This is a genomic window from Verticiella alkaliphila (assembly GCF_018904615.1).
Taxonomy (GTDB): Bacteria; Pseudomonadota; Gammaproteobacteria; order Burkholderiales; family Burkholderiaceae_B; genus Verticiella; species Verticiella alkaliphila.
On the sequence record NZ_JADCNH010000069.1, the window covers coordinates 1 to 8871 of the forward strand.

Genomic DNA, 8871 nt, shown 5'->3' on the forward strand with positions numbered 1-8871 from the left:
TGTCCGGTGTTGCCGAGCGCGGGTTCCAGCACAGGCTGGGTCGCACCGCCCTGACCCAGCAGGCCGGTGACCGGCGCAAGGATGCCTCCGTCGGAAGCCAGCCCGGCGGTGAGCGCCTCGACGGATCCCACCGCCAGGCTCAGCGTGTTGCCCAGCGGATTGGGGTTCTCGGGGTTGGCGTTGAGCAGGCCACCTACGCTGCCCACCGTGTCGCCCACGCCGCCGACGAACCCGCCCACGCCTTGCGACAGCCCGTTGGACAGGCCGGCGCTGGCGAGCGAGTCGCCAAGATTGTTCACGGCCCCTCCCACCTGTTGCAGAACACCGTCCACCGGTTGGCCAAGGCCCGTCGTTGCGCCCAGCGTCTGGGTGCTATCCACGACGACGTCCGCAATGGGGACGACGATACCGTCCAGGGTTTGACCGACCTGGCCGAGCGTGGGGCCAAGGCCGAGGTTGGCGAGATTGTCCACTGCGGCTCCGGTGCCACCGAGGGTGGGTTGCAGAATGCCGGTAACCGGCTTGACGGGCTCCACCGGCGTGACAGGCGGAGTCGGCGGCACCGGCGGGATGGGGGGCTCCGGTGTGGGGGGCGTGACGGGGGGAGTGGTGGGGTCACCGCCGCCACCATTACCTCCTCCGCCGTTGCCGCCACCGCCATTACCTCCGCCACCATTACCGCCACCACCGTTACCTCCGCCACCATTATTACCGCCGCCATCACCCCCACCGCCTGGCATATCCGGGCCCCCGATGGGCGGTACGCTCGGTGGATCTTCCTGATGGCCGCTCGAGCTCGCGCAGCCGGTGGTGGCGAGTAGAGCGGCAAGCAGGGCACTGTATGCGATGTGTCGGGTCCGCACGAGAGGGCGCTTGGGGGTCATGATGTCGGTCTCCAGAGGGGGGCGGTCTGCCGTGGCCTTTGCCATTCGTAACGCAACAGGTATGCCAACTTCATGATGAATTCTTCGAATGTCGGTACATTCTTGCAGGTACTTGATTATTTGCGGAAAATCGTGCCGCGGCGCGCATTGAGCAGGGTCCCGAGAAGGCAGCGCCAGCAACGCTGCACCCGGATGCGGCCCGGCGTTACGTAACGTCGCATCCAGGCTTCGGCGATGTCACGTAACACCCTCTTCAAAGAACCGCGCCGCGGTCTGGCTAGACACGCGGCGCGGCGGCGATAACGCCAGGTGGTGGTACGGCGTCAGTCAGCGTCGCGATCCGGTGGGGCGGCTTCCGTCAGGTGCTGACCGGCCTCGTGGTGCAGCGCTTCCAGGGCGCGGTTGAGGAACAGCTGGATCGACTCCCAGTGATCGTCGTCGATGACGTGATGCAATCCGGTGAGCTCCAGCCGATTGGCCGCCGGGCTCTGGCGCACCGCGCTCCAGCGCGCTGGCACGGGGCGCAGCACGGTCACGCGGCGGTCGTGGGGATGCTTGTCCCGAGCGATGAATCCCGCCCGTTCCAAGCGATCCACCACGGCGGTGGTGCCCCCGGCGCTCAACCCCGTCAGCTGCATGAGCTGGCCGATCGTGAGTGCGTCGAATTCGCCGATCATCTCCAGCGCCTTGACGTCCGTGGCGCTCAGGCCCAGGCGCTGCGAGGCCTCTGCCTGGTGCAGGGCACCGTAGAGCGACGCGCAGCGTGACAGAAGCCGGATGGCGTCGTACATGAGCGTGGCCTGCTGCACCACCGCGGGATCGTCGTACTCGTTCTGGCGGCGGCTGGCCGACGCGTGACTATCGCGGGGGCCAGCGGAAAGATAGGAGGTCGTGTACATGCGCTTCTCCTAGCGACGGCCGAGCAGGCCACCGACGATGCCGGTGACAGGCGCCAGCAGGCCGCCGTTGCCGTTCTGCCCGCCATTGCCGCCACCGTTGCCATTTCCAGGCGCCGGCGCCAGGCCACCCACTACGCCACCCACAAGACCAGTGACGGGCGCGAGCAGACCGCCTTGTTGGCCGCCACCGGCAGGCGGCGTTGCCGCGCCGCCACCCGTCAGGCCGTTGACGATGCCGGTGACCGGGGCGAGGACGCCGCCACCCTCCGCGTTGCCGCCCGTGAGTCCGGCGACGATGCCGGTGACCGGCGCCAGCACGCCGCCGCCCTCGGCATTGCCACCGGTGAGGCCGGCCACGATGCCGGTGACGGGTGCAAGCACCCCGCCGTTCTGCTCGCCGCCACCCGTGAGGCCGGCGACAATGCCCGTGACCGGCGCCAGCACACCGCCATTCGCATCGGCGCCACCGGTCAGACCCGCGACGATACCCGTGACAGGAGCAAGCACGCCGCCCGCCTCGTTGCCGCCGGTCAGTCCAGCCACGATGCCGGTGACCGGCGCGAGCAGGCCGCCAGCCTCGCCGCCACCCAGTCCTCCCACGACGCCAGTGACCGGCGCAAGCAGGCTGCCATCGCCGCCCAGACCTTGGGTCAGCGCGGCGACAGCGCCGGTGGCGTTGTTCAGCACCTCACCGATGGGATTGGCGCTGGTGCCGTTGACAAGGTTGCCCGCGCTGCCCAGCGTGTCACCGAGCCCGGCGACGAGGCCGCCTACGCCGCCCAGGCCGGCGCCATCGACCTGACCACCGATCTGGTTGAGCACGCCGCCTGCGCTATCCAGCAGACCCGCCACCGGCTGGCCCAGTCCCGTCGTGTTGCCGACTTGTTGGGTGAGGTTGCCCACGGCGCCTGTGACCGGCGAGACAAGGGGATCCAGCGTGGCGCCCACACCGCCCAGCGTGTCGGCCAGGCCGAGGTTGGCCAGGTTGTCCACGGCTTGTCCGGTGTTGCCGAGCGCGGGTTCCAGCACAGGCTGGGTCGCACCGCCCTGACCCAGCAGGCCGGTGACCGGCGCCAGCAGCCCCGTGTTGACATCGAGCAGACCACCTTCGCCACCCAGGCCCGCCGTAAGGGAGCCCACGGCGCCCGTGGCCAGATTCAGGGTATTGCCCAGCGGGTTGGGATTGTCGGGATTGGCGTTGAGCAGGCCACCCGCGCTCGCGACCGTGTCGCCCAGACCACCGATGAGGCCGCCGACACCCTGAGAGAGCCCATTGGGCAGGCCTGCGCCTGCCACCGATTCGCCGAGACCGCCGACAGCACCACCCACTTGCTGCAGCAAGCCGTCGACCGGTTGGCCCAGACCCGTGGCGCCGCCGAGCGTCTGCGTGGTGTCGACAACGACGTCGGTGACCGGGACGACGACGCCGTCCAAGGTCTGTCCGACCTGGCCCAGTGCACCGCCAAGACCTGCGTTGGTGATGTTGTCGACTGCCTGCCCGACGCCGCCGAGCGTGGGTTGCAGAACGCCGGTGACCGGCGTATCGGGCGCGCCGGGCGGGTTGGTGGGATCGGTGGGGTTTGTCGGGTTGGTGGGATTGGTCGGGTCGGTGGGGTTCGTCGGGTTCGTTGGGTTCGTGGGGTCGGTCGGGTTGGTGGGATTTGTGGGGTTCGTCGGATTGGTCGGATTGGTCGGGTTCGTGGGGTTCGTGGGATCGGTCGGGTTGGTGGGATTCGTTGGGTTAGTCGGATTCGTGGGGTTGGTGGGGTTCGTCGGATTGGTCGGATTCGTGGGGTTGTTGTCGCCCCCGCCGTTGCCACCGCCGCCATTACCGCCGCCACCATTGCCACCACCACCGTTGCCGCCGCCATCGCCAATCCCGCCGCCCGGGATGTCGACGACGGGCGGGGTGACGGGCTCGTCCATGCCGTGGCCGCTGCTGGACGCGCAGCCGGCAAGCGCCAGCAGGGATGCGAGCAGGGCGCTGCCCACTGCGAGGCGAGCAGGACGCGTGTTGCCGGCTTGGCGTTGAACGTGGATTTGGGTGTGTCGTTGCATGATGGCTCCTCAGATGACGGTCATGTCCGCCCATGTCATCTGCTTTTGCAACACCCATGCCAAATTTGTGGGGACATGCCGAAAGGGATGTCCGGAATCGCGCGAAAGCTCGAAAACACGGGCTTTCGCGAGCGGTCGAAGGATCTTCGGGTAAGGGCAGGGCAGTGCTATCACGGGCTCTGGACCCCACGACGTTACGTAACGCCCCCGGCCTTTGGAAGGCCGCGTTACGTAACGCCGCCCTTATTCGTAACGCAACGAGTAGTTCGCGTTGAAACGCAGGCCGCGACCGCGATCGTTGAGTGCGCGATCGCCCACGGGCTTGGCCACGTTGAGATCCAGCGTATAGAAGCGCTGGTCCGTAAGCCGCACGCCCACGCCAACAGACGCCAGACGCCGGTCGTCTGCCAGCGGCAGCGCCTGCCGGCTGTTCTCGTAGACGCGGGCCGTATCTGCGCGCACGTACGGCCGGATCGACGACAGCCAGGGCAGCCCCAGGGGCTGCAGGTAGCTCGTCTCGATCGCAGCACCCCAGCCCGAATCACCCGCGATCTCGCCGGCAGGGTAGCCCAGCCCGAAGCGCCAGGCGCCGAAGGACACGCGTTCGGAGTTGGCGAGATCGTCGCGGCTGTATTGCCCGCTTGCCGAGAGCGACAGCGCAACGCGCTCGCTCAGCGCGAAGGTCTGCGAGGCGGAGGCCGTCAGGCGCGTGAAGTCCAGGTCATGCTGGCTGGTGGCGCCCTGGCGCGCGCCCAGCGCGTCCAGGCCGCGGTGCACGTTCACCTCCAGACTGCGCGCCTGCGTGGCCGTGCTGGTGGCGTAGCGCACGCCCGCTTGCAAGGCCCTCAGGTCGGTATGGATCGTCACCGAGGCGCGATCGTCGAACCGCGTGTAGCGATCCACGCTGCGTGTCGCATAGAAGCCGCCGCTCACCGTCAGCGAGCGTTGATTCTCCAGGATGAGCGGGTAGCTCACGATGGCCGACGCCCGCTCGTTGCGCACGTCACGACGGATCTTCTGGCGCGCGAGCTCCGCGTCCTCAGGACTTGAACGATATTTGTAGGCATCGAGCCGCAGGGCGAGCCCATCGCTGTTGAGCGGGATGTCCACGGCGCCCCGGTAGTACTCCACGTCGGCGCTACCCACGGGGATGGTCGAGCTCAGCTGGATGCGCTCGCCCAATGGCGTCAGGCTGTTGGTGCCCACCGTGACGATGCCTTGATAGCCCTGGCCAAGGTCGGCAAGCCCGCCTTCCAGACTGAAAGGTTGACGCTCGACGTTGAGCACGAGTTCGGTCGTGCCATCGGCCCGCTGCGGCAATGCCATGTCAGGGCGGACGGACAGCCCAGGGATCGTGCGCATCAGGTTGAGATAGCGCTCCAGCGTGGCGCGCCGCAGGGGGCGCTCGTTCTCGATATGTGCCGCCAATGCGCGCAGGCGCGGCTCTGCTGTCCCTGCATCCCCTGCCACACGGATCTGGTTGACGTAACCCTCGACAACCGTCACACGAACGAGTCCCTCGGCAAAGGTCTGCTGCTGCAACAGCGCAAATGAGATCGCGTAGCCGCGCTCGCGGTACAGCGCCGTGATGCGGTTTACGTGCTCGGCCAGCTCGCGCACCGTGATCGGCTGCCCGGCCAGCGGCTCGAGCACGGCCACCACATCCTCGAACGGAATGGCGCTGACGCCCGTGACATCGAAATAGCGCGGAACGATGCGTTGACCCAGCACGGCGTCGACGGCCGTTTGTTGCGGTGCTGCGGGGGTCTGCAGCGTGGGGGAGACTGGACGGGGAGGCTGAACGGGCGGCAATGTCTGCTGAGGATCGCCGAGCAAGCGAGCTTCTGAGGCCTGCGCAGGGGCCAGCAGGAAACCCGCTGTTAGATATGTTGCTGAGATGCTGATTGTAACGCACGAAATATACGGTTTCGTTACTGCCGCAAATCGCGAAAGATCCCGGAAAACCTGCATCTACTCGTTCTCCAATGCCTCGAAATTCGAAGAAAAGCCAGTAAAAACGCGCTTTTCCGGAATAGATGAAAAAATCAGTATTGTTGTATGCGAAATTCTAATATATCTTTCGTCCTACTCGTTGAACACCTTTGGTAACGCAAATGACGTTGCTTTCAGGCGGATACGTAACTTTTCTGTCGCCAATGCTCTCCGGTTTTTCACCGGGTTCGGTGCCGGAAGCCCACCACAAACCAGCGCCCGGTTCCTCGGGCGCGGCGAGGGCAGGTGAGCCGTCAAGGCCGCATCTGTCGCGCGTCGGCTGCCGCCGCAAACCCGCGGCGGTCTAGATCACGGAGTGAATGATGAAAGCTGGCCTGATGAAGTTCTGGAAGGAAGAAGACGGTGCGACGGCCATCGAGTATGGGCTGATCGCGGGGCTGATCGCAGTGGCGATTATTGGCACGCTGACCCTGCTTGGCACGGGTCTCGATGAGATGTTCGGCAAGGTGATAGATGAGCTTCCGACTACTCCCGCCTAAGGCGACTCGAGATTGCTTCTGACCAATGTCGGAGTAACGAGCCTGCTGCTCATTTCAACGGCGGCAGGTTTCATGGATCTCGTTTATCGCAGAGTTCCTAACACGCTGCTAGTTGTTGGTCTCTTGCTGCAAGCAATGCTGGTCGCAACGCTACCGGAGGTTGCACTTGGCACCCCACTTGCGCCGACGGTGGTATATGCGGTCTTGGGCCTTGCGTTGGGTTTATGTGCATTCTTCCCTCTATGGCGTTTGGGCGTCATGGGGGCCGGAGACGTGAAGTTCATGGCGGTACTGGGTTTTGCGCTAGGTCCCAAAGGACTGTTGGTCACTTGGTTGGTTGGCACCGCGTTGGCCGCGATCCCTGCAGTGAGTTCCGTGCTTCTCACCAGGGCAGCGTCGTCTGCTGCCGTCGCTTGGGTGTCGGTACACATGTCTGGGATCACTCGACCAATATGGCAGGTCTTTGCTCCGGCGCGGAGCTGGTTGGCGAGTCGGCGTGGAACGCGTCAGGGTGCACCGTACGCTACCTATTTGGCCATAGGCGCATTCGCTTGGGTCTTGGTGTTGTCCCGTCAATAGAGCGTTGACGGCCGCAGGTAACGCAGGAGTCGGCAGCATGGGTAGGGGGCGTTCGGCGAAGGGAGAGGGGGGCGTTGCGCTGGTCCGCGCAAAGCGGCAGCGGGGCGCTTATGCCGTCGAGTTCGCGTTCACCTTCCTGATCCTGTTTGCCGTGGCCTACGCCGGCACTGCGCTCGCTGTCGTCTTCGCGTCCACTCAGTTGCTGACCCTAGCCGCCGAGGATGGCGCGCGCGCTGCCTTGCGAGGCGGAACACCGGATGAACGCACGCAAGAGGCATTTCGGGTCGCGTGTGCCCGAGCGGCCATGCTCTCGCCCGACTGCAGGCGGGATGTCAATCCTTTGATCACGTGGGCCGCGTGTGACATTGCGCCTTCGGCCGGCGGATCCTGTCTGCGCGTTAGCGTCAAGGCGGCGTTGCCGCTCCCACAGCTTCCGCTGATTGGTCCGGTGCTGCCCGCTGAGCTCTCAGGTCAGGCAACCGTGCGACTGGATGTTCTGACCGCACCATCTGCCATGACGCCGATGATGCTGTCGAGGACGTCCCATGACTGAGGGTCGCCACCGTCGCCTGCCCCCTCGCCGTCAGCGTGGAGTCGCTGCGCTGGAGCTTGCGCTCGTCCTGATTCCGCTCGTCCTGGTGCTTGCCGCCTTGTCGAGCTTTGGCATGTTCTTTCTCGCCAAGCAAGGTCTCGCCCGGGCCGCCAGCGAGGGCGCGCGAGCGCTGGCCAGCGCGAGCCTTGTTGGTCCAGTGCGGGCAGTGGACGCATGCGCCGTCGTGGACGCCGTGATGGCTTCAACCAATACCTGGGTTGGGGCCGATGCACGCTGTGACGTGCGCGCCGCTGATGCCGGCGCGGCCTGCGGCACTGGCACGCTGACGTGCCTGCATGTGCGCGTGTGCTACCCCGTGCATGGACAAGGCATCTATCCCGTCCTGGGCATGCTGCACCGCGCGCTCGGCGGCGGCGGGGAGGACACGGTATCGAGTCGCTTGTGGGCCCAGTCCACCGTGCAGTTTTCGCCTCCCACCGGCTCCGATCTGAGCGCCGCGATGCGTTGCGCCTGAGCCCTCTGATGAATCTGGAACGTCCTCGATGAACACCGCCACCAAGCTGTTTGCGATCCTGCTCTTTCTGCTCGCGGTGATTCTCGGCGTTTTTGCCTTCCTTCTCGCGCGCCAACCGGCTCCTGCGCCGGCCCCAGTGGTGGTGGCGCCCACAGCGCCACGCGAATCCGCACCGCCGCCCGTGCCCACGGTACGTGTGGTCGTGGCCGCGCGGCCGGTGGAGGCGGGACGAGTGATTGGCGCCGAGGACGTGCGCCTCGCCGATTGGGGGGCCATGCCGGGCGGTGGGTTTGGCCAGACGGCCGACGTGATCGGCCGTGTGACGCGCTTCGCATTGAGTGAGAGCGAGGCCGTCACCCAGACAGAACTCGCGAGCGGACTGGCCCTGCGCCTGGAGGCCGGCGAGCGCGCCGTGGCGATCGCAGTGGATCCGGTACTCGGCGTGGCTCATCAGGTGCAGCCGGGCGACTGGGTCGACGTGTTCTTCACCTTGCCGCGTGCCGGCGCGGACGTGCAGCGCAATCAGGCGCGTCTCCTGTTGTCGCGCGTGCGGGTGCTTGCCTATGGCGATCAGTCCGTCGATGGTGCGACGACGCGCGAAGGGCGGGGCAATGCGCCCTCGGCAGCGACGGCGGTGCTTGCCGTGCCGATCGCTGAGGTCAACGATTTGTTGCTGGCGCGCGGCAATGGTGTATTGCAGCTTGCGCTGCGTAGCCCGCTTGACGAGACCACGCCCGCGGTCGCGCTGTTTCCGTCGAGTACGCCCGTGTTGAGCGGCCGAACCGGCCTGACGGCGGCTGAGCGCGAACAGCTCGCCTCGCCGGAAAACCGCGCCTATGCGGGTCTGGACCTGCCCGCGCTGGCCGGGCCGCTGCCCACGCCGCCCGCGCCG

The 8871-nt window shown here is 66.4% G+C and carries 9 protein-coding genes; 5 read left to right on the forward strand and 4 right to left on the reverse strand.

From position 1 onward, the window contains the following. The 4 genes from IMZ29_RS21670 to IMZ29_RS21685 all read right to left on the reverse strand — a co-directional run. Nucleotides 1-563, reverse strand: a 563-nt coding sequence (locus tag IMZ29_RS21670; protein WP_216188222.1) for a collagen-like triple helix repeat-containing protein, incomplete at its 3' end; no start/stop codon positions are given. Nucleotides 564-1207: 644 nt separating this feature from the next. Further along, nucleotides 1208-1783: a MarR family winged helix-turn-helix transcriptional regulator gene (locus tag IMZ29_RS21675; protein WP_216188224.1), complete on the reverse strand. Its 576-nt coding sequence runs from the start codon at nt 1781-1783 to the stop codon at nt 1208-1210. Between the two features lie 9 nt (nt 1784-1792). Continuing rightward, the gene (locus IMZ29_RS23125) at nt 1793-3841 is read right to left on the reverse strand and encodes a collagen-like triple helix repeat-containing protein (protein WP_305852527.1); all 2049 of its coding nucleotides are present in this window, start codon (nt 3839-3841) and stop codon (nt 1793-1795) included. Nucleotides 3842-4084: 243 nt separating this feature from the next. Further along, complete coding sequence (locus IMZ29_RS21685) at nt 4085-5677, reverse strand: ShlB/FhaC/HecB family hemolysin secretion/activation protein (RefSeq protein ID WP_216188226.1); 1593 nt, start codon at nt 5675-5677, stop codon at nt 4085-4087. A gap of 479 nt (nt 5678-6156) precedes the next feature. Here IMZ29_RS21685 and IMZ29_RS21690 point away from each other — a divergent pair, with 479 nt between their 5' ends. The 5 genes from IMZ29_RS21690 to cpaB all read left to right on the forward strand — a co-directional run. Then, entirely contained in the window at nt 6157-6333 is a 177-nt protein-coding gene (locus tag IMZ29_RS21690; RefSeq protein WP_216188228.1) for a Flp family type IVb pilin, read from the forward strand. A gap of 12 nt (nt 6334-6345) precedes the next feature. Continuing rightward, nucleotides 6346-6912 (forward strand): A24 family peptidase, encoded by a 567-nt coding sequence (locus IMZ29_RS23430; RefSeq protein WP_216188230.1) that lies wholly within the window; start codon nt 6346-6348, stop codon nt 6910-6912. Between the two features lie 37 nt (nt 6913-6949). Beyond that, a complete protein-coding gene (locus IMZ29_RS21700; protein WP_216188232.1) occupies nt 6950-7465 on the forward strand; it encodes a TadE/TadG family type IV pilus assembly protein in 516 nt (171 codons plus the stop codon). Continuing rightward, nucleotides 7458-7979: a TadE/TadG family type IV pilus assembly protein gene (locus IMZ29_RS21705; protein ID WP_216188241.1), complete on the forward strand. Its 522-nt coding sequence runs from the start codon at nt 7458-7460 to the stop codon at nt 7977-7979. Before IMZ29_RS21700 ends, IMZ29_RS21705 begins: the two co-directional genes overlap by 8 nt. A gap of 28 nt (nt 7980-8007) precedes the next feature. Then, on the forward strand, nt 8008-8871 hold an 864-nt coding region (gene cpaB / locus IMZ29_RS21710), incomplete at its 3' end, for a Flp pilus assembly protein CpaB (protein WP_216188243.1).

Coding starts and splice junctions, on each gene's coding strand:
- IMZ29_RS21705 (WP_216188241.1), top strand. CDS start 7,458: ATGACTGAGGGTCGCCACCGTCGCCTGCCCCCTCGCCGTCAGCGTGGA.
- IMZ29_RS21675 (WP_216188224.1), bottom strand. CDS start 1,783: ATGTACACGACCTCCTATCTTTCCGCTGGCCCCCGCGATAGTCACGCG.
- IMZ29_RS23125 (WP_305852527.1), bottom strand. CDS start 3,841: ATGCAACGACACACCCAAATCCACGTTCAACGCCAAGCCGGCAACACG.
- IMZ29_RS21700 (WP_216188232.1), top strand. CDS start 6,950: ATGGGTAGGGGGCGTTCGGCGAAGGGAGAGGGGGGCGTTGCGCTGGTC.
- IMZ29_RS21690 (WP_216188228.1), top strand. CDS start 6,157: ATGAAAGCTGGCCTGATGAAGTTCTGGAAGGAAGAAGACGGTGCGACG.